Genomic DNA, 24,697 nt, shown 5'->3' with positions numbered 1-24,697 from the left:
GATATCGACCGCCTGGCGCACCGCCCCCCGGGACGCCGTGTCCGCGGGCGCGCCCGCTCCTTACCTTTCCGGAAGCGGCAGTACGCGACAGGAGCCGGTGATGACGACGACGCATTCCGTCCCCGAGGCCGGTGGTACCCCGGAAGGGGATCTGCCGGCCCGGTCGGCGGCGATGCACGAGGACCCGCGGTTCCGCGAGCTGCGGGCCCGGCTGCTGCGGTTCGTGATCCCGGCCGGAGCGGCGTTCCTGGCCTGGTACCTGCTGTACGTCCTGATGTCCGCGTACGCGCGCGGCGTCATGGCCACCGAGGTGGTGGGCAGCGCCAACGTGGCCCTGCTGTTCGGGCTGCTGCAGTTCGTCACCACCTTCGGCATCGCGGTGCTCTACTCCCGCCACGCGCGCCGCCGCGTCGACCCGCTGGCCGACGAGCTGCGCGAGGAGCTGGAGGGCGGCGCGGCCGTCCCCGCGGCCCGGAAGGGGGACCAGGCGTGATCACCCTGGCCGCCGACGACACCGCGCAGGAGCGGCTGATCACCGTCATCCTGTTCACGCTGCTGATCGCCGTGACCCTCGGCGTCACCGTCTGGGCCAGCCGCCGGACGCGTTCCGCCACGGACTTCCACTCCGGAGGGCGCGGCTTCACCGGCATCCAGAACGGGTTCGCCATCGGCGGCGACTACATGTCGGCCGCCTCCTTCCTGGGCATCGCCGGGATGATCGCCCTCTACGGCTACGACGGCTTCCTGTACTCCATCGGGTTCCTCGTGGCCTGGCTGGTGGCCCTGCTGCTGGTGGCCGAACTCCTGCGCAACTCCGGCCGTTTCACGATGGCCGACGTGGTCTCGTACCGGATGCGGCAACGCCCGGTGCGGACTGCCGCCTCCGTCTCCACGCTCACCGTCTCGATCTTCTACCTGCTGGCGCAGATGGTGGGCGCGGGCGCCCTGGTCGCGCTGCTGCTGGGCATCGAGGAGGGCGACACCTACCTGGGGATGAGCGCGGAGACCGCCCGGGTGGTCGGGATCGTCGTGGTCGGCATCCTGATGGTCGTCTACGTCTCCTTCGGCGGCATGACCGGGACGACCTGGGTGCAGATCATCAAGGCCGTCATGCTGATGGGCGGCGCGCTGCTCGTCACGCTCCTGGTCCTGGCGATCTACGACTTCGACCTCGGCGCGCTGATGAACGAGGCCGCGGACTCCAGCCGGGCCGGGGACGCGTTCCTCGAACCCGGGCAGCGCTACGGCGTGGAGGTCGCCGGCGACGCCTGGCAGACGATGGTGAACAAGCTGGACCTGATCAGCCTCGGCCTGGCCCTGGTGCTGGGAACGGCCGGGCTGCCCCACATCCTGATCCGCTTCTACACCGTGCCGGACTCCAAGACCGCCCGCACCTCGGTCAACTGGGCCATCGGCATCATCGGCACCTTCTACCTGCTGACCCTGGTGCTGGGCTTCGGCGCGGCGGCGCTGGTGGGCCACGAGGCGATCACCGCGCAGAACGGCGCGGGGAACACGGCCGCCCCGCAGCTGGCCGAGGCGGTGGGGGACCACTTCGGCGGCTCCTTCTGGGGCGCGGTGATGCTGGCGTTCATCGCGGCCGTCGCCTTCGCCACCATCCTCTCCACGGTGGCGGGGCTGACCATCGCCTCCTCGTCCTCGCTGGCGCACGACTTCTACAACAGCGTGCTGCGCGGCGGGAAGGCCAGCGGCGAGGAGGAGGTGCGGGTCGCGCGGTTCGCCGCCATGGGGGTCGGCGCCGTCGCCATCGTCCTGTCGGTCTTCGCGCAGAACCTCAACGTGGCCTTCCTGGTGGCCCTGGCCTTCGCCATCGCCGCCTCGGCCAACCTGCCCGTGATCCTGCTCAGCCTGTTCTGGCGGCGCTTCAACACCCGCGGCGCCGTGGCCGGGATCTACGGCGGCCTGATCAGCTCGGTCGGTCTGGTGTTCTTCTCGCCGGTGGTCTCCGGCAAGGGCACGGACGCGGCGGGCAACAACCTCTCGCTCTTCCCCGCGAGCGTGGACTTCCAGTGGTTCCCGCTGGAGAACCCGGGGCTGGTCTCCATCCCGGTGGGCCTGCTCTGCGCGGTCATCGGCACCCTCACGTCGCGGGAGAGCGACGACCGGCGGTTCGCCACGCTCCAGGTGCGCGCCCTCACGGGCGCGGGCGCGGAGCGGGCCACCACCGCCCACTGAACGCCGGGTTGCCCCGCCCGGTCATCAAGCCCGGGGCCCTGAGGCTCCCCTCTCAGGGTCCCGGGCGCCGCCTCCCTGCGGATCGGGCGCCGCGGTGGCACGCTGGCGACGACAGCCAATCCAGCACCCAATCCACCACACACGAGGGGAGCGACAGATGGCCAGCATCGCGGTCTTCGGGGCGAACGGGGCGATCGGGCACCGCATCGTCAGCGAGGCCCTGGACCGGGGCCACGAGGTCACCGCCGTCGTGCGGGACCCCGCGCAGGTCAGCAGGACCCACCCCAGCCTGACGGTCACCGCCGGGGACGTGCTGGACCCGGCGAGCGTCAGCGCGGTGGGCCGGGGCCGGGACGCGGTGGTCAGCGCGGTCGGCGGCGGGAACGGGGCGGGGCACCAGGCCCTCATCCGGCCCTCGGCCGAGTCCCTCGTCGCCGGGCTGCACGCGCTCGGCTCCGGCGCGCCCCGGCTGATCATGGTCGGCGGCGCGGGCTCGCTGCGGACCCCGGGCGGCGGGCGGCTGATGGACACGCCGGGGCTGCCCGAGGACGTCCTCCTGATCATGCGCGCGCACGGCGACGCGCTGGAGTACCTGCGCGGGATCGCCGGGGCCGGCGGCGAGGTGCGGTGGACCAACGTCAGCCCGGCCGCCGACATCAGGCCCGGCCGCCGCACGGGCGGGTACCGCACCGCGCTGGAGGACCTGGTCACCGACGCGCACGGCGCGAGCCGGATCTCGGCGGAGGACTACGCGGTCGCGATCGTGGACGAGATCGAACGGCCGGCGCACCTCGACGAGCGCTTCACGGTCGGGTACTGAGCGCGGCGCGCCCGGACCGGGCCGGGGCCGTGCGGTGACCGCCCCGCCAAGGCCGTTAACACGGGGGCAAGTTAGCCCCTCCAAAGGGGGGACTTTGTGTAATCGACTGACTGCGAGGCGGTGATGCGGTCACACTGAGCGCATGAAGGATCACCGGAAGAGCCCACCGCGCCACCTCACCTTCCGGGTCACCCACCGGGATGATCCGGTCTCGGAGGTCACCGAGCAGGACACCATCCGCGCGGCCGAGCGCTATCCCCACATCATCGTGCGCGGGCCGGTGTTCGGCTTCGCGGAGCAGCGCCCCGAGGACGCCCCCGCCTGGCGGCTGCTGAACGACGTCACCGACGGCTTCCCGCAGATGGCGCGGGACGGGCTCAACTCCCACCTGTGGTTCCGCGCCAAGGAGGAGACGCGCCCCGGCGACCCGCTCCGGGAGCAGCTGCTGGCCGCCGTGGCCCTGCTGGAGACCGAGCCGGCCGACGAGCTGCGGGTCGGGGAGACGCGGTACCGGATCGTGCGCGGCGACGAGTTCGCCCGCATCGGGCCCGAGGGCCTTGAGGGGCCGCGCCCCACCGACCCCGACGAGCCCGGGCTCGACCTGGCGGCGCGGGGCCCGCTGCGGCGCACGGTCAGCCGCACCCAGGGCCTGCTCGTGGACCACGCGGCGCCCACCGGCGTGATGGAGAGCATCCAGCGCATGGAGCTGCTCTCGCTGCACTACGAGGCCGAGCGCATCCCCTCCCGCATCCGCGCCGACTCCCGCCGCGCGCTGAGCACCCACCCCGGCGTGGTGCTGCTGCCGGCCGCCTTCACCTTCGCCGAGCGCAAGCAGAAGTCCTGGGAGCCGATGGCCGGGCTCCAGCCCAGCCCGTACGAGGCGCGCGCCACGCTGTACAACTACCTGGCCGAGTTCCTGCCCAAGCTGGAGCAGGGCGTGGCCGACGAGGACGCAGCCGCCTACACCCGCGCGGCCGAGGAGTTCCGCGCGGCCCGCCCGGCGCGCGACGGGGTGCAGGTGCTGGGCCGCCGCTTCCAGATCATCCGCGTCGAGCGCCTGATGCGGATCGGCCCGGACGGGCCCGAGCCGCCCCGCCCCACCGACGAGGACCCCTACGGGCCGATGCAGATCCACCCGCCGCTGGCCGAGGCGGAGGAGGGGGAGCGCGCCGAGCGGGCCAAGAAGGCCGCGCGCGCCGGGCGTTCGCCGGAGGGCGCGGGGGAGGACGCCCCGCAGGGGGAGCGCGAGGAGGAACGCTGCCGGGAGACCGCGGGGGAGGCGCGGCCGGGCGAGGGGGCCTGAACTCCCGCGCCCGGCCGCGCCTCCCGGCGCCGCCCCGGGACTATCAGCGGACCGCCGGGCTCGGCTAGCGTGCGGCCCATGCGGGACGGGTCGGGGCGGGAGCGGCGGTGGGCGTACCCGCGCCTGCCCGCGAGGCCCCGGGAGGGGCCGCCGGCCGACGTCCTCACCGCGCTCGGGGTGGTCGGCGGGCTGGACGAGGACCTGCGGGACGGCCTCTCCGGCCGCGGCGCCACCGCCGCGGTCCGGCGCATCCGCCGCCTGCTGAACGCCCGGGCCGTCGTCCTCGCGGACCTCGACGGAACGCCCGTGGCCGCCTCGGGCTGCGAACCCGCCCCCGCCGAGCTGCTGTCCGCCGCCTACGAGCACGGCACCCCGGTGCACCGCCCGCCCTGGTCGGTGGTGCCGGTGCCGGCCGGGGGCGAGCTGACGGGCGCCCTCGCGGTGAACGGCGGGGGCGCCGCCGCGGCCGAGGCCCTGGCCGAGCTGGTCGGCCGTTCCCTGGACCACGCCGCGCTGCGGCGCGCCAGGAGCCGCATCGCCCAGGCCGAACTGCGCACCCTGCGCGCCCAGATCTCCCCGCACTTCCTGCACAACGCCCTGGCCGTCATCGGCGCCCGCATCCGCACCGAGCCGGACCGGGCCAGGACGCTGCTCAACGACTTCGCCGACTACCTGCGTTACAGCTTCTCCGCGCAGGGCGACTACGCCACGGTGGCCGACGAGCTGGAGGCCGTGCGCACGTATCTGGAGCTCCAGCGCGCCCGGTTCGCCGACCGGATGGAGCTGTCCGTGCGGATGGCGCCCGAGGTCCTGCCGGTGGCCGTGCCGTTCCTGGTCATCCAGCCGATCGTGGAGAACGCCGTGCGCCACGGCCTCGAACCCAAGCCGGGGCCGGGCTCGATCAGCGTCTCGGGGTTCGGGGAGGGGCCGCTGTGCGTGATCGAGGTGGAGGACGACGGGGTGGGCATGGACCCGGAGTTCGCCCGCGCCCTGCTGGCCGGGCGGTCGGCGCGCCCCGCGCCGGACGGGTCCGAGGCCGCCGGGGGCTGGGGCAAGGTGGGCCTGGCCAACGTCGACCAGCGGCTGCGCGCGGTCTACGGGCCCGAGTACGGGCTGGTCATCGAGACAGCGCCCGGCGGCGGCACCAAGGTCATCATCCGCGTGCCGCGCTTCCGGCGGGGGGTGGTGGCCCAGTGAGCGTCGCTCCCCCGCGTGGGGCTACCCCCTGGGGGCACCTCCCGGACGGAGTCCGGGGGAGGAGCCCGGGGGAGAACGGGGAAGCACGGTGAACGCCGAAGGCATGCCGTCGCGGTGCGGGCTGCGGGTGCTGGTGGTGGAGGACGAGGCCGCCACCCGGCAGGAACTCGTGCGGATGCTGGGGGAGTCGCCCGACGTCGCCGGGGTCACGGAGGCGGACGGGGGCGAGGCGGCCGTGCGCCTGCTGGGCTCTGCCGCCTTCGACGCCGTCTTCCTCGACATCACCATGCCGGGCCTGGACGGCATGGCCCTCGCCCGGGTCCTGGGCCAGCTCTCGGGGCCCCCGGCCATCGTCTTCGTCACCGCCTCCGAGCAGCACGCGGTGGAGGCGTTCGGCGTGGGCGCCGCCGACTACCTGCTCAAGCCCGTGCGCGCCGAGCGGCTGGCCGAGGCGGTCGCGCGGGCCGCCGCCGCGCTGCCGCGCTCCCCGGCCGGGCCCGGCGCCCCGCCGGCGCGGGCGGCCGACGAGCTGGCCGTGGTGCGGGTGGAGACCGGGCGGCACACGGTCTTCGTGCGCCGCGACGACATCCAGTTCGCCGCCGCCCACGGCGACTACGTCCGGCTGCACACCGCCGGGGACTCGCACCTGGTGCGGCTCTCGCTGGCGTACCTGGAGGAGGCCTGGGCCCCGGCCGGGTTCGTCCGCGCCCACCGCGGCTACCTGGTGGCGATCCGCTGGATCAGCGACCTGTGGGTCAGCAGCTCGGCGGGCCTGGTGGCCCGCACGCCCGCCGGGGACGTTCCCGTCAGCAGGCGCCACGCCCGCGCCGTCAAGGAACGCCTGTTCGCGCACGTCCGGGACGCCGCCCAGTGAGCGAGCAGGGTGGCGGGGCCGCGCGGCGGCGGGTGCGGGTGACCAGCCCGCAGACCCGGATCGCGCTCGCGCGCGGGCACCGCCCGGCCCAGCACCTGCTGCCGCTGCCCCTGCCGGGCTCGGCCGACGAGGAGGCCCTGGAGCGCTCCCGCCGGATCTTCGCCGCGCAGCGCCGGCTCGCGGCCCGGACGCTGGCGGCCCTGGGCCTGCTGCTGTTCGGGCTCAGCGGGCTGCTGGGGGGCGTCCCCGCGCTGGGCCGGGTCACCGTGGCCGGGGTCCCCCTCTCCTGGCTGCTGCTGCTGGCCGGGGCCTACCCGCTGCTGCTGGCCCTGGCCGCGCTCCACGTCCGGGCGGCCGAGCGGCGCGAACGCCCGGGCGGGCCGGGGCCGCGCCCGTGACCGGGCTGGTGGCCATCGGCCTGGTGCTCGCCGCGAGCATGGCCATCGGGGTCTACGGGGTGCGCGCCACCCGCAGCACCACCCCGGACTTCCTGGTCGCCTCCCGCCGGGTGGCCCCGGGCTGGAACGCCATGGCCATCGCCGGCGAGTACGTCTCCGCCGCCTCGGTCCTCGGCCTGGCCGGGCTGACGCTGGCCGACGGGGTGGGAACGATGTGGTACGCGGTCGGCTTCACCGCCGGCTACGTCGCGGTGGCCGCGCTGGTGGCCGGGCCGATGCGGCGCTCGGGCGCGTACACCGTGCCGGACTTCGCCGACTACCGGCTCGGCTCGCAGGCCATCCGCAAGCTGTGCGCGGTCATCGTGCTGGTGATCATGTGGCTCTACCTCGTCCCGCAGTTCAAGGGCGCGGGGGTCGTGCTGCACCTGGTGAGCGGCACGCCCTACTGGGTCGGGGTGGTGCTGGCCGGGGCCGTGGTCGTGGCCTCGATCACGGCCGGGGGGATGCGTTCTGCCACCTACGTCCAGGGCTTCCACTACCTGGTGAAGCTGCTGTTCATCGCGGTGCCCGCCGTCTTCCTCGTGGTGCGGGCCGGGGAGGGCCCGCGGCACGAGGCGCTGCGCGCCGACCTCGCGGACTGGGGCCGCCCGCTGCTCGACCTCCAGGGCTCGGGCCACCCGCTGCTGGCGACCTGGTCGGTGCTGCTGGCCACCACCCTGGGCGCGGTGGGCCTGCCGCACGTGATCATGCGCTTCCACACCAGCCCCTCGGCGCGGACCGCGCGGCGGGTGGCCGTGGCGGTGATCGCGCTGCTGGGCGTCTTCTACCTCTTCCCGCCCGTCTACGGCCTGCTGGGCCGGGTCTTCGTGCCGGGGCTGCGGGAGGGCGGGGACACGGACACGGTCTCGGTGGTGCTGCCCGGGGAGATCGTGCCCGGCGGCTGGGGGGCGCTGCTGACCGCGCTGGTCGCGGCGGGGGCGTTCGCCGCCTTCCTCTCCACCTCCTCGGGGCTGCTGATGGCGCTGGCCGCCGGCCTCTCCCACGACCTGTCGCGGGCCAGCGTTTCCCGGCTGCGGCTGGCGGTGGCGGCGGGGGCGCTGGGCGCGGTGCTGCTGTCCCTGCCCGCGCGGAGCGTGGACATCAACGTGGCGGTGGGCTGGGCGTTCGCCGTGGCGGCCTCGACGTTCTGCCCGCTGCTGGTGCTGGGGATCTGGTGGCGCCGGCTGACCGCGGCGGGGGCGGCGGCGGGTCTTGCCACCGGCGTCCTGGCGGCCACGGGCGCGGCCCTGGCCTCGCTGCTGACCGACCTCGGGCCCGGCCGCGTCACCGTCCTGCTCGCCCAGCCCGCCGCGTGGACCGTGCCGCTGGCGTTCGCCGTGATGATCGGGGTCTCGCTCCTGGGGCGCCCGCCGGAGTGGTCGGAGCGCGCGGTGCTGCACCTCCATACGCCCTCGCACGCCGACCGCGCGCCCCTGTAGGGCGCCGTCCGCCGGGCCGCCGGTGGGCACGTGCGTGCGGCGTGTCGCCGGGGAGCAGGGCGGGCGGGGGCCGATTGGCCACCGCGCGAGGGGGTGTGGCACACTGACCAGGTTGCTCGGTTGAGTGCCGATGCTGCGCGCCTCCCGCCGGGAGGACCGGAAGCGAGTCCCACTGTATTCGTCATCCCTGATCAGGGGTGGAAGTACCGGGATCTTCCGGGAAGCGTGGGCGGGGCCTCGGCCAGGCACCCGGTGGAAGTTCTCCCCCCACTCCTCGCAGAGGAAACCCCCTCGTGGGACGGCTTTGCGGCGTAGTGCGGGAGCGAGTACGACACGCCCGACCGCGTGGGTCGGAGCGAGGCGGCTCGGGGAGGGCGGAGCCCGGGTTCCGGAGCGTTGACGAAGAGACAGGACGACGAACCAGCCATGGCGGGACAGAAGATCCGCATTCGGCTCAAGGCCTACGACCACGAGGTCATCGACAACTCGGCGAAGAAGATCGTCGAGACGGTGACCCGCACGGGTGCGTCGGTCGCGGGCCCGGTGCCGCTGCCCACGGAGAAGAACGTGTACTGCGTCATCAAGTCGCCGCACAAGTACAAGGATTCGCGCGAGCACTTCGAGATGCGCACCCACAAGCGCCTCATCGACATCCTTGACCCCACGCCCAAGACCGTTGACTCGCTGATGCGCCTGGACCTCCCGGCCGGCGTCGACATCGAGATCAAGCTCTGAAGGGCGCGAGGAGCGAAGAGAGATGACCAAGCAGATCAAGGGCGTCCTGGGCGAGAAGCTCGGCATGACCCAGGTCTGGGACGAGAACAACCGTGTCGTCCCGGTGACCGTGGTCAAGGCCGGGCCCTGTGTCGTCACCCAGGTCCGCACCGACGACAGGGACGGCTACTCCGCCGTCCAGATCGCGTTCGGCGAGATCGACCCGCGCAAGGTGAACAAGCCCCTCAAGGGCCACTTCGCGAAGGCCGATGTCACCCCGCGCCGCCACCTGGTGGAGATCCGCACCGCCGACGCCTCCGAGTACACCCTCGGCCAGGAGATCACCGCCGAGGTGTTCGACTCGGGCGTGCGCGTCGACGTGACGGGCACCAGCAAGGGCAAGGGCACCGCCGGTGTCATGAAGCGGCACGGCTTCCGCGGCCTGGGCGCCTCGCACGGCACCCAGCGCAAGCACCGCTCGCCCGGCTCCATCGGCGGCTGCGCCACCCCGGGCCGCGTCTTCAAGGGCCTGCGCATGGCCGGCCGGATGGGCAACGAGCGCGTCACCACCCAGAACCTGACCGTCCACGCCGTTGACGCGGAGAAGGGCCTGCTGCTCATCAAGGGCGCGGTCCCCGGTCCCAACGGCGGCCTCGTGCTGGTCCGCACCGCGGCCAAGGGGGCCTGAGGTAAGCCATGACTACCGTTGACATTCTTTCGCCCGCGGGGGAGAAGACCGGGACCGTCGAGCTCCCGGCCGAGATCTTCGACGCCCGGGTCAGCGTCCCGCTGATCCACCAGGTCGTCGTCGCCCAGCTGGCCGCCGCCCGTCAGGGCACCCACAAGGCCAAGAACCGCGGCGAGGTCCGCGGCGGCGGCAAGAAGCCGTACCGCCAGAAGGGCACCGGCCGCGCCCGCCAGGGCTCCGTCCGCGCCCCGCAGTTCGCCGGCGGTGGCGTGGTGCACGGGCCGGTCCCGCGCGACTACTCGCAGCGGACCCCCAAGAAGATGAAGGCCGCCGCCCTGCGCGGGGCCCTCACCGACCGGGCGCGGCACGAGCGGATCCACATCGTCACCGGCGTCGTGGACGGGGAGGTCTCCACCAAGGCCGCCCGCACGCTGCTCGGCGGGATCAGCGACCGCAAGAAGGTCCTGCTGGTCGCCGAGCGCTCCGACGCCGCCTCCTGGCTCTCCGCCCGGAACCTGCCCCAGGTCCACATCATCGACCCGGGCCAGCTGAACACCTACGACGTCATCGACTCGGACGACGTGGTGTTCACGAAGGCCGCCTTCGACCGCTTCGTGGCCGGCCCGGCGCAGTCCGCTCCGGAGTCCGGGGCCGAAGGGAGCGACGCCTGATGAGCGAGGCAATCGTCGCGGAGATCTCCAGCAAGGAGTTCACCGACCCGCACGACATCCTGATCAAGCCCGTGGTCTCGGAGAAGAGCTACGCGCTGCTCGACGAGAACAAGTACACGTTCATCGTCGACCCGCGGGCGAACAAGACCCAGATCAAGCAGGCCGTTCAGGCGGTCTTCTCGGTCAAGGTGATCAGCGTCAACACGATCAACCGGCAGGGCAAGCGCAAGCGCACCCGGACCGGTTACGGCAGGCGTGCCTCCACCAAGCGCGCCATCGTGACCCTTGCCGAGGGCGAAAGCATCGACATCTTCGGCGGGCCGGTCGCCTCCTGACGGGAGCGACGGTCCCTCCGTACCGGACGAGGACGAAGAAATGGGAATCCGCAAGTACAAGCCGACGACTCCGGGCCGTCGTGGCGCCAGCGTCGCCGACTTCGTCGAGATCACGCGGTCCACGCCGGAGAAGTCGCTGGTCCGCCCCCTGCACAGCAAGGGCGGCCGTGACAACGCCGGCCGGGTGGCCGTTCGGCACCAGGGCGGCGGGCACAAGCGCGCCTACCGGCTGATCGACTTCCGGCGGCACGACAAGGACGGCGTGCCGGCGAAGGTCGCGCACATCGAGTACGACCCGAACCGCACCGCCCGCATCGCGCTGCTCCACTACGCGGACGGCGAGAAGCGCTACATCATCGCGCCGGCCAACCTCAAGCAGGGTGACCGCGTGGAGAACGGCGCCGGCGCGGACATCAAGCCGGGCAACAACCTTCCGCTGCGCAACATCCCGGTCGGCACGATCATCCACGCCATCGAGCTCCAGCCCGGCGGCGGCGCGAAGTTCGCGCGGTCCGCGGGTGCCTCGGTGCAGCTGCTGGCGAAGGAGGGCCGCATGGCCCACCTGCGCATGCCCTCCGGCGAGATCCGGCTGGTCGACGTCCGCTGCCGCGCCACCGTCGGCGAGGTCGGCAACGCCGAGCAGTCGAACATCAACTGGGGCAAGGCCGGCCGGATGCGCTGGAAGGGCGTCCGTCCGAGCGTGCGCGGCGTCGTGATGAACCCCGTGGACCACCCGCACGGCGGTGGCGAGGGCCGGACCTCCGGCGGCCGTCACCCCGTGTCGCCCTGGGGCAAGAAGGAAGGCCGGACGCGCTCGCCCAAGAAGGCCAGCAACAAGTACATCGTCCGCCGCCGCAAGACGAACAAGAAGCGCTAGGGAGCGCCCACGATGCCGCGCAGTCTGAAGAAGGGGCCCTTCGTCGACGACCACCTGATCAAGAAGGTGGACACGCAGAACGAAGCCGGCACCAAGAACGTCATCAAGACCTGGTCGCGCCGCTCGATGATCGTCCCGGCCATGCTGGGGCACACCATCGCGGTGCACGACGGCCGCAAGCACGTCCCGGTGTTCGTCACCGAGTCGATGGTCGGCCACAAGCTCGGCGAGTTCGCGCCGACCCGCACCTTCCGCGGCCACGTGAAGGACGACCGCAAGTCGCGGCGGCGCTGAGCGGGGTGTGCAGATCATGACCGAAGGGACAACCATGGAAGCCCGGGCCATCGCGCGGTACATCCGCGTCACGCCCATGAAGGCCCGCCGTGTGGTGGACCTCATCCGCGGCCTGAACGCCGCGGAGGCTCAGGCGGTCCTGCGCTTCGCCCCGCAGGCCGCGAGCGTTCCCGTGGGCAAGGTGCTGGACAGCGCCATCGCCAACGCCGCCCACAACTACAACCACACGGACGTCGACAGCCTCTACGTGAAGGAGGCGTACGTCGACGAGGGGCCGACCCTGAAGCGGTTCCGGCCGCGCGCTCAGGGCCGCGCCTACCGGATCCGCAAGCGGACCAGCCACATCACGGTGGTCGTCGGCAGCAAGGAAGGGACCCGGTAATGGGCCAGAAGGTAAACCCGCACGGGTTCCGTCTCGGCGTCACGACCGACTTCAAGTCGCGCTGGTACGCCGACAAGCTCTACAAGGACTACGTCAAGGAAGACGTCGCCATCCGCCGCATGCTCACCCAGGGCATGGAGCGCGCCGGCATCTCCAAGGTGGAGATCGAGCGGACCCGTGACCGGGTGCGCGTCGACGTCCACACCGCCCGGCCGGGCATCGTCATCGGCCGACGCGGCGCGGAGGCCGACCGGCTGCGCGGCAACCTGGAGAAGCTGACCGGCAAGCAGATCCAGTTCAACATCCTCGAGGTCAAGAACCCCGAGCTGGACGCCCAGCTGGTGGCCCAGGCCGTCGCCGAGCAGCTGTCCTCCCGCGTCTCCTTCCGCCGTGCGATGCGCAAGTCGATGCAGAGCACGATGAAGGCCGGGGCCAAGGGCATCAAGATCCAGTGCGGCGGCCGTCTCGGCGGTGCCGAGATGTCCCGCTCCGAGTTCTACCGCGAGGGCCGGGTTCCGCTGCACACGCTGCGCGCCAACGTGGACTACGGCTTCTTCGAGGCCCGCACCACCTTCGGCCGCATCGGCGTGAAGGTGTGGATCTACAAGGGCGACGTCAAGAACATCGCCGAGGTCCGGGCCGAGAACGCCGCCGCCCGCGCGGGCAACCGCCCCGCACGCGGCGGTGCCGGGGCGGGCGACCGCCCGGCCCGTGGCCGCGGCGAGCGCGGCGGCCGGGGCCGCCGTCCGCAGCAGCAGGGCGCGCCCGCCGCCGCTGCCGAGGCACCGGCCGCCGCGCCGGCCGCCCCGGCGGCCGAGGCCTCGGGCACGGGAACGGAGAGCTGAGACCATGCTGATCCCTCGCAAGGTCAAGTTCCGCAAGCAGCACCACCCCAAGCGGAAGGGCGCTGCCAAGGGCGGAACCGAGGTCGCCTTCGGTGAGTACGGCATCCAGGCCGTCACCGGCGCCTACGTGACGAACCGGCAGATCGAGGCCGCGCGTATCTCGATGACCCGGCACATCAAGCGTGGCGGCAAGGTGTGGATCAACATCTACCCCGACCGCCCGCTGACCAAGAAGCCCGCCGAGACCCGCATGGGTTCCGGCAAGGGCTCGCCGGAGTGGTGGATCGCGAACGTCAAGCCCGGGCGCGTGATGTTCGAGCTCTCCTACCCCAACGAGAAGATCGCTCGTGAGGCGCTCATCCGCGCCGCGCACAAGCTTCCGATGAAGTGCCGCATCGTCCGGCGCGAGACCGGGGAGGCGTGATGGCTGCCGGTACCAAGACCTCGGAGCTGCGGGAGCTGAACGCCGAGGAGCTTCTGGTGAAGCTGCGCGAGGCGAAGGAGGAGCTGTTCCGGCTCCGCTTCCAGGCGGCGACCGGCCAGCTGGAGAACAACAGCCGGCTGAAGGCCGTCCGCAAGGACATCGCCCGGATCTACACCCTCATGCGGGAGCGCGAGCTCGGCATCGAGACCGTGGTCCCCGCCGCCGGTGACGACGCCGAGGCGGTGGAGAACGCCTGATGAGTGAGAAGACTGTGACTGAGCAAACGACCGAGCGCGGCCGGCGGAAGACCCGGGAGGGTCTGGTCGTCAGCGACAAGATGGACAAGACCGTCGTCGTCGCCGTCGAGGACCGGGTGAAGCACGCCCTGTACGGCAAGATCATCCGCCGCACCAGCAAGCTGAAGGCGCACGACGAGCAGAACGAGGCCGGTATCGGTGACCGCGTTCTCCTGATGGAGACCCGTCCGCTGTCCGCGACCAAGCGCTGGCGCGTCGTGGAGATTCTGGAGAGGGCGAAGTAACCCATGATCCAGCAGGAGTCGCGACTGCGCGTCGCCGACAACACGGGTGCGAAGGAGATCCTCTGCATCCGGGTGCTCGGCGGGTCCGGGCGCCGCTACGCGGGCATCGGGGACGTGATCGTGGCCACCGTCAAGGACGCCATCCCCGGTGGCAACGTCAAGAAGGGCGATGTCGTCAAGGCGGTCGTCGTGCGCGCCGTCAAGGAGCGCCGCCGGCCCGACGGCTCGTACATCCGCTTCGACGAGAACGCGGCCGTCATCCTCAAGAACGACGGGGACCCGCGGGGTACCCGCATCTTCGGTCCGGTCGGCCGTGAGCTGCGCGAGAAGAAGTTCATGAAGATCATCTCGCTCGCGCCGGAGGTGCTGTGAGCATGAAGATCAAGAAGGGCGACCTGGTCCAGGTCATCACCGGCAAGGACCGCGGCAAGCAGGGCAAGGTCATCGTGGCCTTCCCCCGCGAGGACCGCGTCCTGGTCGAGGGCGTGAACCGGGTCAAGAAGCACACGAAGGCCGGCGCCACCCCGCGCGGGTCGAAGACCGGGGGCATCATCACGACCGAGGCCCCCATCCACGTGAGCAACGTGATGCTCGTCGTGGAGAAGGACGGCAAGAAGGTCGCGACCCGGGTCGGCTACCGCTTCGACGAAGAGGGCAACAAGATCCGCGTCGCGCGCCGGACCGGTGAGGACATCTGATGACCACCGCCACCACCATCCAGCCGCGGCTGAAGCTGCGGTACCGCGAGGAGATCGCCGGGAAGCTGCGTGACGAGTTCGGCTACGGCAACGTCATGCAGATCCCCGGCCTGGTCAAGATCGTGGTCAACATGGGCGTGGGCGAGGCTGCCCGCGACTCCAAGCTGATCGAGGGCGCCGCGCGCGACCTCGCCACGATCACCGGCCAGAAGCCCACCATTACCAAGGCCCGCAAGTCCATCGCGCAGTTCAAGCTGCGCGAGGGGCAGCCGATCGGCGCCCACGTGACCCTGCGCGGCGACCGGATGTGGGAGTTCCTCGACCGTCTGCTGTCCCTGGCGCTGCCGCGGATCCGTGACTTCCGCGGCCTGTCGCCGAAGCAGTTCGACGGCCGGGGCAACTACACCTTCGGTCTCACGGAGCAGGTGATGTTCCACGAGATCGACCCCGACCGCATCGACCGGGTGCGGGGCATGGACATCACCGTGGTCACCACGGCGACGACCGACGAGGAGGGCCGCAGCCTGCTGCGTCACCTCGGTTTCCCCTTCAAGGAGGCGTGAGCAGCATGGCGAAGAAGGCTCTGATCGCCAAGGCCGCCCGCAAGCCGAAGTTCGCGGTGCGTGGATACACGCGCTGCCAGCGCTGTGGCCGGCCGCACTCCGTGTACCGCAAGTTCGGCCTGTGCCGCGTGTGCCTGCGTGAGATGGCGCACCGCGGCGAGCTGCCGGGCGTCACGAAGAGCTCCTGGTAACGACTACTACGCCGTAGGTCCTGCGAGGGAAACCCCGGCGAGAGAGGCCCAAGGCCGTCTCATGACCATGACCGATCCGATCGCGGACATGCTGACCCGTCTGCGGAACGCGAACTCGGCGTACCACGACACCGTCGTGATGCCGCACAGCAAGATCAAGACGCACATCGCGGAGATCCTCCAGCAGGAGGGCTACATCACCGGCTGGAAGACCGAGGACGCCCAGGTGGGCCGGAGCCTCGTCCTGGAGCTGAAGTACGGCCCCAACCGCGAGCGTTCGATCGCCGGCATCAAGCGGATCTCCAAGCCGGGCCTGCGGGTCTACGCGAAGTCCACCGCTCTGCCCAGGGTGCTCGGCGGCCTCGGGGTGGCGATCATCTCCACCTCCAACGGCCTGCTCACCGATAAGCAGGCTCAGAAGAAGGGCGTGGGCGGGGAAGTCCTCGCCTACGTCTGGTGACGAGGGGAACGGAGGAAGAGCCATGTCGCGCATTGGCAAGCAGCCCATCCCGGTTCCCGCGGGCGTCGACGTCACCATCGAGGGGCGGACCGTCGCGGTGAAGGGCCCCAAGGGCTCGCTGTCCCACACGGTGGCGGCGCCCATCGAGGTGGCCCGCGCCGAGGACGGCACCATCCTGGTGACCCGTCCCAACGACGAGAACCGCAACCGCGCCCTGCACGGCCTGTCCCGGACGCTGATCGCCAACCTGATCACCGGCGTCACGGCGGGCTACGTCAAGAAGCTGGAGATCAGCGGCGTCGGCTACCGCGTCCAGGCCAAGGGCTCCAACCTGGAGTTCTCCCTGGGCTACAGCCACCCGATCCTGGTGGAGCCGCCGGAGGGCATCGCGTTCAAGGTCGAGAACCCGACCCGCTTCAGCGTGGAGGGCATCGACAAGCAGAAGGTCGGCGAGGTGGCGGCGAAGATCCGCAAGCTGCGCAAGCCCGACCCGTACAAGGCCAAGGGCGTCAAGTACGAGGGCGAAGTCATCCGCCGCAAGGTCGGAAAGGCTGGTAAGTAGCCATGGCATACGGCGTCAAGATCGCCAAGGGCGACGCCCGTAAGCGCGCGGCCATCAAGCGCCGCCACATCCGCGTCCGCAAGAAGGTCTCGGGCACCCCCGAGCGCCCGCGTCTGGTCGTCACCCGCTCCAACCGCCACATGGTGGCGCAGGTCGTGGACGACACCGTCGGGCACACGCTGGCCTCCGCCTCCTCGCTGGACGTCTCCATCCGGGGCGACGAGGGCGACAAGAGCGCGAAGGCCAAGCTGGTCGGCGCCCTGGTCGCCGAGCGGGCGAAGGCCGCCGGCGTGGAGGCCGTGGTCTTCGACCGCGGCGGCAGCAGGTACGCCGGGCGCGTCGCCGCGCTGGCGGACGCGGCCCGCGAGGCGGGGCTCAAGTTCTGAGCCGGTCCCGTCAACGAGATCGAGAGAGGTAATTTCCATGGCTGGACCACAGCGCCGCGGAGGCGGCGCCGGTGGCGGCGAGCGACGGGACCGCAAGGGCCGGGACGGCGGCGCCGCCGCCGAGAAGACCGCCTACGTCGAGCGCGTCGTCGCGATCAACCGCGTCGCCAAGGTAGTGAAGGGTGGTCGCCGCTTCAGCTTCACCGCGCTGGTCGTGGTGGGCGACGGCGACGGCACCGTCGGTGTCGGGTACGGCAAGGCCAAGGAGGTGCCGGCCGCCATCGCCAAGGGTGTGGAGGAGGCCAAGAAGCACTTCTTCAAGGTCCCCCGCATCCAGGGCACCATCCCGCACCCGATCCAGGGTGAGGAGGCCGCGGGCATCGTCCTGCTGAAGCCGGCCTCGCCCGGTACCGGTGTGATCGCCGGTGGCCCGGTGCGCGCCGTGCTGGAGTGCGCGGGCATCCACGACGTGCTGAGCAAGTCGCTCGGCTCGTCGAACCCGATCAACATCGTGCACGCCACGGTGGCCGCTCTGAAGGGCCTTCAGCGCCCCGAGGAGATCGCGGCCCGCCGCGGCCTGCCGCTGGAGGACGTGGCCCCCGCCGCCCTGCTGCGGGCCCGCGCCGGGGTGGGTGCGTGATGGCACGGCTGAAGATCACCCAGGTGAAGTCCAAGATCGGCAGCAAGCAGAACCACCGGGAGACGCTGCGCTCCCTGGGCCTGCGCCGGATCAACGACGTGGTCGTCAAGGAGGACCGCCCGGAGATCCGCGGCATGGCCAAGACCGTGCGGCACCTGGTGAGCGTGGAGGAGGTGGACTGACATGGCGGACCTGGCGAAGAAGGACTCGGCCGAGGGCGCTGCCCCCGGCGAGGCGCCGCTGAAGCTCCACGACCTGCGGCCCGCCCCGGGCGCCAAGAAGGCGAAGATCCGGGTCGGCCGCGGTGAGGCCTCGAAGGGCAAGACCGCCGGCCGCGGCACCAAGGGCACCAAGGCCCGGTACCAGGTGCGGGTGGGCTTCGAGGGCGGGCAGCTGCCGCTGATCCAGCGGCTGCCCAAGCTGAAGGGCTTCCGCAACCCGGCGCATAAGCAGTACCAGGTGGTGAACCTGGAGAAGCTGGCCGCGCTCTACCCCGAGGGCGGCGAGGTCACGGTGGCCGACCTGGTCGCCAAGGGCGCGGTGCGCAAGAACGAGCTCGTGAAGGTGCTCGGCAGCGGCGAGATCTCGGTCGCGCTGACCGTGACGGTGGACGCCGTCTCCTCGTCCGCGCGCGAGAAGATCACCGCCGCGGGCGGCACGGTCTCGGACGCCCGTTCCTGAGCGACCGTGCAGCTCGAAGGGATGTCCGGGCGTCCGGACGCATGAGTGACCGGGGGCACCCGCGGGTTGGGTGTCCCCGGTCAGTCGTTCCCGCCCGCCCCATACGCCGGTAAGGTGGCGAACGTTGTGGCCGCTACCGGCTAGTTGTGTCTATTCCGTTGGACTTCAAGACCGTCACCCTCTCGCGCAACCGCGGGGGGCGCAGGAGGAGCCGTGCTCACCGCGTTCGCCCGGGCGTTCCAGACGCCTGACCTGCGTAAGAAGCTGATCTTCACCCTTGGCATCGTGGTGCTGTTCCGGCTCGGCCAGCACGTGCCGGTCCCGGGGGTCAGCTTCCAGAACGTCGAACAGTGCATTGACGAGGCGGACGATCAGGGCGCGGGGGCCGGCCTGTTCGGTCTGGTCAACATGTTCAGCGGCGGCGCGCTGCTGCAGCTGACCATCTTCGCCCTGGGCATCATGCCCTACATCACCGCGAGCATCATTCTTCAGCTTCTCGTCGTCGTGATCCCCCGCCTGGAGGCCCTGAAGAAGGAGGGCCAGGCCGGGCAGGCGAAGATCACCCAGTACACCCGCTACCTGACGATGGCGCTGGCCGTGCTCCAGGCCACCGGCCTGGTCGCCACCGCCCGCAGCGGCACCCTCTTCCCCCAGTGCTCGGTCAACAGCGAGATCATCCCGGACGACTCCATCTTCACGACCATCGTGATGGTGATTGCTCTCACATCCGCCACAGCACTCATCATGTGGATGGGTGAACTGATTACCGACCGGGGTATCGGTAACGGCATGTCCATGCTGATGTTCGTGTCCATCGCCGCCGGGTTCCCGGCCGCGCTGTGGCAGATCAAGCAGCAGGGCAGCCTGGCCGACGGCTGGATCGAGTTCGGCGTGGTCGTCGCCTGCGGCCTCGCGATGGTCGGCCTGGTGGTCTTCGTCGAGCTGGCCCAGCGCCGCATCCCCGTGCAGTACGCGAAGCGGATGATCGGGCGCCGCTCCTACGGCGGCACCTCCACCTACATCCCGCTCAAGGTGAACCAGGCGGGTGTGATTCCCGTCATCTTCGCGTCCTCGCTGCTCTACATTCCCCAGCTGCTCGTGCAGTTCGCGGGAACGGACTCGGGCGCCTGGGCGGACTGGATTCAGCGCTATTTCACCGGCGGAGACCACCCGTACTACATCATCACGTACTTCCTGCTGATCGTCTTCTTCGCGTTCTTCTACGTCGCCATCACCTTCAACCCCGAAGACGTGGCCGAAAACATGAAGAAGTATGGTGGCTTCATCCCGGGCATCCGGGCGGGTCGGCCCACGGTCGAGTACCTGAGCTATGTGCTGAACCGCATCACATGGCCCGGATCGCTCTACCTCGGCCTCATCGCCCTGGTGCCTACCGTGGCGCTGGTGATGTTCGAGGCCCAGGGGGACTTCCCGTTCGGCGGTACTTCCATCCTGATCATCGTCGGTGTCGGGCTGGAAACGGTGCGGCAGATTGAGAGCCAGCTTCACCAGCGCAATTACGAAGGGTTCCTACGCTGATGCGAATCGTCCTCGTCGGCCCGCCGGGTGCGGGCAAGGGCACGCAGGCCGCGCTGCTGGCCGAGCGCCTCGCCGTACCGCACATCTCCACAGGAGACCTCTTCCGCGCCAACATCAGCCAGGGCACACCCCTCGGCAAGCAGGTGCGGTCCATCCTGGACGAGGGCGGGCTGGTACCGGACGAGATCACCGTGGCGATGGCGGCGGACCGCATGGCCCAGCCGGACGCCGAGGACGGATTCCTTCTCGACGGCTTTCCCCGCAACATCGGGCAGGCCAAGGCCCTGGACGGGCTGCTCGCCGAGGGCGGGCACAAGATCGACGCGGTCCTGGACCTGGAGGTCCCGGAGGAAGAGGTGGTGCGCCGCATCGCCGGCCGCCGCACCTGCCGCAAGGACAGCAGCCACACGTTCCACCTGGAGTACCGCAAGCCCCGCGTCGAAGGCGTCTGCGACGTCTGCGGCGGCGAGCTGTACCAGCGGGAGGACGACCGCGAGGAGACCGTCCGCAAGCGGCTGGCGATCTACCACGCGGAGACCGAGCCGATCATCGACTACTACCGCGAGCAGGGCCTGGTGTCGACCATCCCCGCCCTCGCGCCGGTGCCCGAGGTGACCCGGCGGGCCCTGGAGGCCCTGCCGCACCGCGGCTGACCGGGCCGCGGCAGGGCGGGCCCCGCGGGGGGCCGTCACGCCGCGGCCCCGCACACGAAGAACCCGAGGAATGCAGATGGTGGAGATCAAGACCCCCGAGCAGATCGCGAAGATGCGCGAGGCCGGTCTCGTGGTGGCCGAGATACACCGCCGGTGTGCCGAGGCCGCGGTGCCGGGCGCCAGCACCAAGGACCTGGACGACGTGGCCGCCGCCGTGCTCGCCGAGCGCGGCGCCAAGCCCAACTTCCTGGGCTACGGCGGCTTCCCCGCCACCATCTGCACCTCGGTGAACGACGTGGTCGTCCACGGCATCCCCGACCGGGACACCGTGCTGAAGGCTGGCGACCTCATCTCCGTCGATGCCGGCGCCGTCGTCGACGGCTGGCACGCCGACGCGGCCCTGACCGTCTTCGTCGGCGAGGGCCACGCCCCCCAGCTGCACGAGCTGAGCCGGGTCACCGAGGACTCCCTGTGGGCCGGCATCGCCGCGATGCGCAGGGGCAGCCGCCTGGTGGACGTCTCCCGCGCCATCGAGACCTACGTCCGCCGCCAGCCGCTGCCGCCCTCCGGCAAGTACGGCATCGTCGAGAGCTACGGCGGCCACGGCATCGGCAGCGAGATGCACATGGACCCGCACCTGCTGAACTACGTGGACCGCCGCCGCGGGCGCGGCCCCAAGCTGGTGCCCGGGATGTGCCTGGCCATCGAGCCGATGATCACCCTCGGCACCGCCAAGACGCACGTGCTGGCCGACGAGTGGACCGTCAAGACGAACGACGGCACCTGGGCCGCGCACTGGGAGCACTCCGTCGCGCTGACCGAGGAGGGCCCCCTGGTGCTGACCGCGCCGGACGGCGGCCGGGCCCGGCTGGCGGAGCTGGGCGTCACCGCCGCCCCCGACCCGCTCGGCTGAACGGCCGACCTCCCTTTCTGCCCCGCCCGGGGGCGGATTATGCGCCCGGCGCGCCATTGGCTAGACTGGTCAGTCGGTCCTGGTGCACCCACGCCTTCCAGGGCCGTCCAGGTAGCCGATCCCGGAAGGTGAAGCGCTCAAGCATGGCCAAAAAACAAGGGGCCATCGAGATCGAGGGCACGGTCGTCGAGTCTCTGCCGAACGCGATGTTCAAGGTGGAGCTGCAGAACGGCCACCAGGTCCTCGCGCACATCAGCGGCAAGATGCGGATGCACTACATCCGTATCCTTCCCGACGACCGGGTCGTGGTGGAGCTCTCTCCCTACGACCTGACCCGAGGGCGGATCGTCTACCGCTACAAGTAGCAACACAGACCCGGAGAACCTCACATCCCATGAAGGTCAGGCCGAGCGTCAAGAAGATCTGCGACAAGTGCAAGGTGATCCGCCGCCACGGGCGCGTCATGGTCATCTGCGAGAACCTGCGCCACAAGCAGCGCCAGGGCTGAGCATCTTCTTCGCGCCACACCCCCGTCACTACGCAGTCACCCGACCCCTCGCGCCCGCGGCGCGAGGACGACACCCCCGGTGGGAGGCCGGGGACCCGGCTCGCCAGGCCGGGAACGGTACTGCGGCAGACCTCCCCGAACCACCGATCAGGAGCCACATTCATGGCACGCCTCGCAGGCGTTGACCTCCCGCGCGAGAAGCGGGTGGAGGTCGCTCTCACCTACGTCTTCGGCATCGGCCGCACCCTTGCCCAGCAGACGCTCGCCAACACGGGGGTGAACCCCGACACCCGCGTCCGCGACCTCGCCGAGGAAGACCTCGTCAAGCTCCGCGAGTACGTGGACAACAACATCCGGACCGAGGGTGATCTCCGGCGCGAGATCCAGGCCGACATCCGCCGCAAGGTGGAGATCCAGTGCTACGAGGGCCTGCGGCACCGCCGCGGCCTGCCCGTGCACGGCCAGCGCACCAAGACGAACGCGCGCACCCGCAAGGGCCCGCGCCGCGCCATCGCCGGCAAGAAGAAGCCGGGCAAGAAGTAGTCCCTGCCGGACGCCGACCCAGGTCCAGCAGCCGGACCGACCACCTCACAGGAGTTACATCCAGATGCCTCCCAAGGGCCGTACCGGCGGCGCCAAGAAGGTGCGCCGCAAGGAAAAGAAGAACGTCGCGCACGGGCACGCCCACATCAAGAGCACGTTCAACAACACCATCGTCTCGATCACCGACCCGCAGGGGAACGTCATCTCCTGGGCCTCGGCCGGGCACGTCGGCTTCAAGGGCTCGCGCAAGTCGACGCCCTTCGCCGCCCAGATGGCCGCCGAGAACGCCGCCCGCCGCGCCCAGGAGCACGGCATGCGCAAGGTCGACGTCTTCGTGAAGGGCCCCGGCTCCGGCCGGGAGACCGCGATCCGCTCCCTCCAGGCCACGGGCCTTGAGGTCGGCTCGATCCAGGACGTCACCCCGACCCCGCACAACGGCTGCCGCCCGCCCAAGCGCCGGCGTGTCTGACCAGGTGAAGTAGGAGACGAGAGAGAATCATGGCGCGTTACACCGGGGCCGACTGCAAGCGTTGCCGTCGGGAGAAGCAGAAGCTCTTCCTCAAGGGAGCCAAGTGCGAGAGCGCTAAGTGCCCGATCGAGATCCGTCCTTACCCCCCGGGTGAGCACGGGCGCGGGCGCACCAAGGACAGCGAGTACCTGCTGCAGAAGCGCGAGAAGCAGAAGTGCGCGCGCATCTACGGCGTCCTGGAGAAGCAGTTCCGCGGGTACTACGAGGAGGCGAACCGCCAGCAGGGCAAGACCGGCGAGAACCTCCTGCGCATCCTGGAATCCCGCCTCGACAACGTGGTCTACCGGGCCGGCTTCGCCAAGTCCCGCGACCACGCCCGTCAGCTCGTCCGGCACGGCCACATCCTGGTCAACGGCCGGAAGAACGACATCCCCTCGGCGAGGGTCTCGCCGAACGACATCGTGGAGGTCCGCGAGTCCTCCCGCGCCCTCACCCCCTTCCAGGTGGCGGTCGCGGAGGCCGGCGACAAGACCGTTCCGGCCTGGCTGGAGTCGATCCCGTCGCGGCTGCGGATCCTCGTCCACTCCCTGCCCGAGCGCCAGGTGATCGACACCCAGGTGCAGGAGCAGCTGATCGTGGAGCTCTACTCGAAGTAACGGGCAGAGCCCATGCCGTCCGGGTACGGGCGGGCCCCGCGGCCCGCCCGTACCCTGGCACAGACACCCATCGTCCGGATCGGCATCAAATAGCGGTTGCCGAAGACTGGAGTCGCCCCACCATGCTGATCGCTCAGCGTCCCTCCCTGACCGAAGAGGTCGTCGACGAGTTCCGCTCCCGGTTCGTCATCGAGCCCCTGGAGCCGGGCTTCGGCTACACCCTCGGGAATTCCCTGCGGCGCACGCTGCTCTCCTCCATCCCCGGCGCGGCCGTGACCAGCATCCGCATCGACGGCGTGCTGCACGAGTTCACCACCGTGCCCGGCGTGAAGGAGGACGTCACCGACCTGATCCTGAACATCAAGCAGCTCGTGGTCTCCTCGGAGCACGACGAGCCGGTCGTGATGTACCTGCGCAAGCAGGGCCCGGGCCTGGTGACCGCCGCGGACATCGCCCCGCCGGCCGGCGTCGAGGTGCACAACCCCGACCTGGTCCTGGCCACGCTCAACAACAAGGGCAAGCTGGAGATGGAGCTGACGGTCGAGCGCGGCCGCGGCTACGTCTCGGCGGTGCAGAACAAGCAGGTCGGCCAGGAGATCGGCCGCATCCCGGTCGACTCGATCTACAGCCCGGTGCTGAAGGTCACCTACAAGGTCGAGGCCACCCGCGTCGAGCAGCGCACGGACTTCGACAAGCTGATCGTCGACGTCGAGACCAAGGAGGCGATGCGTCCCCGCGACGCGATGGCCTCCGCGGGCAAGACCCTGGTCGAGCTGTTCGGCCTGGCCCGCGAGCTGAACGTCGATGCCGAGGGCATCGACATGGGCCCCTCGCCGACGGACGCGGCCCTCGCCGCCGACCTGGCGCTGCCCATCGAGGAGCTGGAGCTGACGGTCCGCTCCTACAACTGCCTCAAGCGCGAGGGCATCCACTCGGTGGGCGAGCTGGTGGCCCGCTCCGAGGCGGACCTGCTGGACATCCGCAACTTCGGCGCCAAGTCGATCGACGAGGTGAAGGCCAAGCTGGCCGGGATGGGCCTGGCCCTCAAGGACAGCCCGCCCGGATTCGACCCGACCACCGCCGCCGACGCGTTCGGCGCGGAGGACGACGGCGACACCGGCTTCCACGAGACCGAGCAGTACTGACCCCTCACGGGAGCGGTACCGCGCCGCCTCCGCCCGGAGGCACCAGCTGACCC

At 71.0% G+C, this 24,697-nt stretch carries 38 protein-coding genes; all 38 read left to right on the top strand.

Annotation, left to right across the window (positions count from 1 at the left end; genetic code table 11):
* The first annotated feature begins 100 nt into the window (after positions 1–100).
* The 38 genes from RM780_RS16745 (at position 101) to RM780_RS16560 (ending at position 24,644) form a co-directional block, all read left to right on the top strand.
* The gene (locus RM780_RS16745; protein ID WP_311631534.1) at positions 101–493 is read left to right on the top strand and encodes a DUF485 domain-containing protein; all 393 of its coding nucleotides are present in this window, start codon (positions 101–103) and stop codon (positions 491–493) included.
* A complete protein-coding gene (locus RM780_RS16740; protein WP_311631533.1) occupies positions 490–2,196 on the top strand; it encodes a solute symporter family protein in 1,707 nt (568 codons plus the stop codon). The genes RM780_RS16745 and RM780_RS16740 overlap by 4 nt, the downstream gene beginning before the upstream one ends.
* A 157-nt stretch (positions 2,197–2,353) precedes the next feature.
* The gene (locus RM780_RS16735) at positions 2,354–3,016 is read left to right on the top strand and encodes an NAD(P)-dependent oxidoreductase (protein WP_311631532.1); all 663 of its coding nucleotides are present in this window, start codon (positions 2,354–2,356) and stop codon (positions 3,014–3,016) included.
* A 142-nt stretch (positions 3,017–3,158) separates the two neighbouring features.
* Positions 3,159–4,319: a DUF5954 family protein gene (locus RM780_RS16730; protein ID WP_311631531.1), complete on the top strand. Its 1,161-nt coding sequence runs from the start codon at positions 3,159–3,161 to the stop codon at positions 4,317–4,319.
* A 78-nt stretch (positions 4,320–4,397) separates the two neighbouring features.
* Positions 4,398–5,516, top strand: coding sequence for a sensor histidine kinase (locus RM780_RS16725; protein ID WP_311631530.1), 1,119 nt, complete (start codon positions 4,398–4,400; stop codon positions 5,514–5,516).
* Positions 5,517–5,604: 88 nt separating this feature from the next.
* Positions 5,605–6,390 (top strand): LytR/AlgR family response regulator transcription factor, encoded by a 786-nt coding sequence (locus tag RM780_RS16720; protein WP_311631529.1) that lies wholly within the window; start codon positions 5,605–5,607, stop codon positions 6,388–6,390.
* Positions 6,387–6,788, top strand: a complete 402-nt coding sequence (locus tag RM780_RS16715) for a hypothetical protein (protein WP_311631528.1) — start codon at positions 6,387–6,389, stop codon at positions 6,786–6,788. The genes RM780_RS16720 and RM780_RS16715 overlap by 4 nt, the downstream gene beginning before the upstream one ends.
* A 38-nt stretch (positions 6,789–6,826) precedes the next feature.
* Entirely contained in the window at positions 6,827–8,266 is a 1,440-nt protein-coding gene (locus tag RM780_RS16710) for a sodium/solute symporter (RefSeq protein ID WP_394812993.1), read from the top strand.
* A 426-nt stretch (positions 8,267–8,692) separates the two neighbouring features.
* Positions 8,693–9,001, top strand: coding sequence for a 30S ribosomal protein S10 (gene rpsJ / locus RM780_RS16705; RefSeq protein ID WP_016473429.1), 309 nt, complete (start codon positions 8,693–8,695; stop codon positions 8,999–9,001).
* Between the two features lie 22 nt (positions 9,002–9,023).
* A complete protein-coding gene (gene rplC / locus RM780_RS16700; protein WP_311631526.1) occupies positions 9,024–9,668 on the top strand; it encodes a 50S ribosomal protein L3 in 645 nt (214 codons plus the stop codon).
* Between the two features lie 8 nt (positions 9,669–9,676).
* Positions 9,677–10,339 carry a 50S ribosomal protein L4 gene (gene rplD, locus RM780_RS16695; RefSeq protein ID WP_311631525.1) on the top strand — a complete coding sequence of 221 codons (663 nt, stop codon included), beginning with the start codon at positions 9,677–9,679 and terminating at the stop codon, positions 10,337–10,339.
* Positions 10,339–10,674, top strand: a complete 336-nt coding sequence (rplW, locus tag RM780_RS16690; protein ID WP_311631524.1) for a 50S ribosomal protein L23 — start codon at positions 10,339–10,341, stop codon at positions 10,672–10,674. Before rplD ends, rplW begins: the two co-directional genes overlap by 1 nt.
* A 40-nt stretch (positions 10,675–10,714) precedes the next feature.
* Positions 10,715–11,551 (top strand): 50S ribosomal protein L2, encoded by an 837-nt coding sequence (rplB, locus tag RM780_RS16685; protein ID WP_311631523.1) that lies wholly within the window; start codon positions 10,715–10,717, stop codon positions 11,549–11,551.
* Between the two features lie 12 nt (positions 11,552–11,563).
* Positions 11,564–11,845 carry a 30S ribosomal protein S19 gene (gene rpsS, locus RM780_RS16680; protein ID WP_059012867.1) on the top strand — a complete coding sequence of 94 codons (282 nt, stop codon included), beginning with the start codon at positions 11,564–11,566 and terminating at the stop codon, positions 11,843–11,845.
* A 34-nt stretch (positions 11,846–11,879) separates the two neighbouring features.
* Positions 11,880–12,227: a 50S ribosomal protein L22 gene (gene rplV, locus RM780_RS16675; protein ID WP_311631539.1), complete on the top strand. Its 348-nt coding sequence runs from the start codon at positions 11,880–11,882 to the stop codon at positions 12,225–12,227.
* Entirely contained in the window at positions 12,227–13,072 is an 846-nt protein-coding gene (gene rpsC, locus RM780_RS16670) for a 30S ribosomal protein S3 (RefSeq protein ID WP_311631522.1), read from the top strand. Before rplV ends, rpsC begins: the two co-directional genes overlap by 1 nt.
* 4 nt (positions 13,073–13,076) lie before the next feature.
* A complete protein-coding gene (gene rplP / locus RM780_RS16665; RefSeq protein WP_311631521.1) occupies positions 13,077–13,496 on the top strand; it encodes a 50S ribosomal protein L16 in 420 nt (139 codons plus the stop codon).
* A complete protein-coding gene (gene rpmC, locus RM780_RS16660) occupies positions 13,496–13,753 on the top strand; it encodes a 50S ribosomal protein L29 (protein WP_311631520.1) in 258 nt (85 codons plus the stop codon). Before rplP ends, rpmC begins: the two co-directional genes overlap by 1 nt.
* A complete protein-coding gene (gene rpsQ, locus RM780_RS16655; RefSeq protein WP_311631519.1) occupies positions 13,753–14,037 on the top strand; it encodes a 30S ribosomal protein S17 in 285 nt (94 codons plus the stop codon). Before rpmC ends, rpsQ begins: the two co-directional genes overlap by 1 nt.
* A gap of 3 nt (positions 14,038–14,040) precedes the next feature.
* Positions 14,041–14,409, top strand: a complete 369-nt coding sequence (gene rplN / locus RM780_RS16650) for a 50S ribosomal protein L14 (protein ID WP_059012876.1) — start codon at positions 14,041–14,043, stop codon at positions 14,407–14,409.
* A 2-nt stretch (positions 14,410–14,411) separates the two neighbouring features.
* The gene (gene rplX / locus RM780_RS16645; protein WP_311631518.1) at positions 14,412–14,735 is read left to right on the top strand and encodes a 50S ribosomal protein L24; all 324 of its coding nucleotides are present in this window, start codon (positions 14,412–14,414) and stop codon (positions 14,733–14,735) included.
* A complete protein-coding gene (rplE, locus tag RM780_RS16640; RefSeq protein ID WP_311631517.1) occupies positions 14,735–15,298 on the top strand; it encodes a 50S ribosomal protein L5 in 564 nt (187 codons plus the stop codon). Before rplX ends, rplE begins: the two co-directional genes overlap by 1 nt.
* Before the next feature lie 5 nt (positions 15,299–15,303).
* A complete protein-coding gene (locus RM780_RS16635) occupies positions 15,304–15,489 on the top strand; it encodes a type Z 30S ribosomal protein S14 (RefSeq protein ID WP_049567381.1) in 186 nt (61 codons plus the stop codon).
* A gap of 61 nt (positions 15,490–15,550) precedes the next feature.
* Entirely contained in the window at positions 15,551–15,949 is a 399-nt protein-coding gene (gene rpsH, locus RM780_RS16630) for a 30S ribosomal protein S8 (RefSeq protein WP_311631516.1), read from the top strand.
* A gap of 22 nt (positions 15,950–15,971) precedes the next feature.
* The gene (gene rplF / locus RM780_RS16625; protein ID WP_311631515.1) at positions 15,972–16,511 is read left to right on the top strand and encodes a 50S ribosomal protein L6; all 540 of its coding nucleotides are present in this window, start codon (positions 15,972–15,974) and stop codon (positions 16,509–16,511) included.
* A gap of 2 nt (positions 16,512–16,513) precedes the next feature.
* Positions 16,514–16,897 carry a 50S ribosomal protein L18 gene (rplR, locus tag RM780_RS16620; protein WP_311631514.1) on the top strand — a complete coding sequence of 128 codons (384 nt, stop codon included), beginning with the start codon at positions 16,514–16,516 and terminating at the stop codon, positions 16,895–16,897.
* A 37-nt stretch (positions 16,898–16,934) separates the two neighbouring features.
* Complete coding sequence (rpsE, locus tag RM780_RS16615; RefSeq protein ID WP_120698204.1) at positions 16,935–17,537, top strand: 30S ribosomal protein S5; 603 nt, start codon at positions 16,935–16,937, stop codon at positions 17,535–17,537.
* Positions 17,537–17,719 carry a 50S ribosomal protein L30 gene (gene rpmD / locus RM780_RS16610; RefSeq protein WP_311631513.1) on the top strand — a complete coding sequence of 61 codons (183 nt, stop codon included), beginning with the start codon at positions 17,537–17,539 and terminating at the stop codon, positions 17,717–17,719. Before rpsE ends, rpmD begins: the two co-directional genes overlap by 1 nt.
* Before the next feature lies 1 nt (position 17,720).
* Positions 17,721–18,218, top strand: coding sequence for a 50S ribosomal protein L15 (gene rplO / locus RM780_RS16605; RefSeq protein WP_311631512.1), 498 nt, complete (start codon positions 17,721–17,723; stop codon positions 18,216–18,218).
* 213 nt (positions 18,219–18,431) lie between these two features.
* Positions 18,432–19,757 (top strand): preprotein translocase subunit SecY, encoded by a 1,326-nt coding sequence (gene secY / locus RM780_RS16600; RefSeq protein WP_311631511.1) that lies wholly within the window; start codon positions 18,432–18,434, stop codon positions 19,755–19,757.
* Complete coding sequence (locus RM780_RS16595; RefSeq protein ID WP_311631510.1) at positions 19,757–20,410, top strand: adenylate kinase; 654 nt, start codon at positions 19,757–19,759, stop codon at positions 20,408–20,410. The genes secY and RM780_RS16595 overlap by 1 nt, the downstream gene beginning before the upstream one ends.
* 76 nt (positions 20,411–20,486) lie before the next feature.
* Complete coding sequence (map, locus tag RM780_RS16590) at positions 20,487–21,323, top strand: type I methionyl aminopeptidase (RefSeq protein ID WP_311631509.1); 837 nt, start codon at positions 20,487–20,489, stop codon at positions 21,321–21,323.
* A gap of 143 nt (positions 21,324–21,466) precedes the next feature.
* On the top strand, positions 21,467–21,688 hold the full coding sequence (gene infA, locus RM780_RS16585) for a translation initiation factor IF-1 (protein WP_003948620.1): 222 nt from the start codon (positions 21,467–21,469) through the stop codon (positions 21,686–21,688).
* Between the two features lie 29 nt (positions 21,689–21,717).
* Complete coding sequence (gene rpmJ, locus RM780_RS16580) at positions 21,718–21,831, top strand: 50S ribosomal protein L36 (RefSeq protein ID WP_049567412.1); 114 nt, start codon at positions 21,718–21,720, stop codon at positions 21,829–21,831.
* Between the two features lie 162 nt (positions 21,832–21,993).
* Complete coding sequence (gene rpsM / locus RM780_RS16575) at positions 21,994–22,374, top strand: 30S ribosomal protein S13 (protein WP_311631508.1); 381 nt, start codon at positions 21,994–21,996, stop codon at positions 22,372–22,374.
* 64 nt (positions 22,375–22,438) lie between these two features.
* Positions 22,439–22,843: a 30S ribosomal protein S11 gene (gene rpsK, locus RM780_RS16570; protein WP_311631507.1), complete on the top strand. Its 405-nt coding sequence runs from the start codon at positions 22,439–22,441 to the stop codon at positions 22,841–22,843.
* A gap of 29 nt (positions 22,844–22,872) precedes the next feature.
* On the top strand, positions 22,873–23,499 hold the full coding sequence (rpsD, locus tag RM780_RS16565; RefSeq protein WP_311631506.1) for a 30S ribosomal protein S4: 627 nt from the start codon (positions 22,873–22,875) through the stop codon (positions 23,497–23,499).
* A gap of 122 nt (positions 23,500–23,621) precedes the next feature.
* Entirely contained in the window at positions 23,622–24,644 is a 1,023-nt protein-coding gene (locus tag RM780_RS16560) for a DNA-directed RNA polymerase subunit alpha (protein ID WP_311631505.1), read from the top strand.
* The last annotated feature ends 53 nt before the right edge of the window (positions 24,645–24,697 follow it).

The organism is Streptomyces boetiae, assembly GCF_031845405.1.
In the GTDB taxonomy this organism is placed as follows: domain Bacteria; phylum Actinomycetota; class Actinomycetes; order Streptomycetales; family Streptomycetaceae; genus Streptomyces; species Streptomyces boetiae.
The sequence above is the reverse complement of the archived record's forward strand: the minus strand, read 5'-3'. Positions and strand labels throughout refer to the sequence as shown.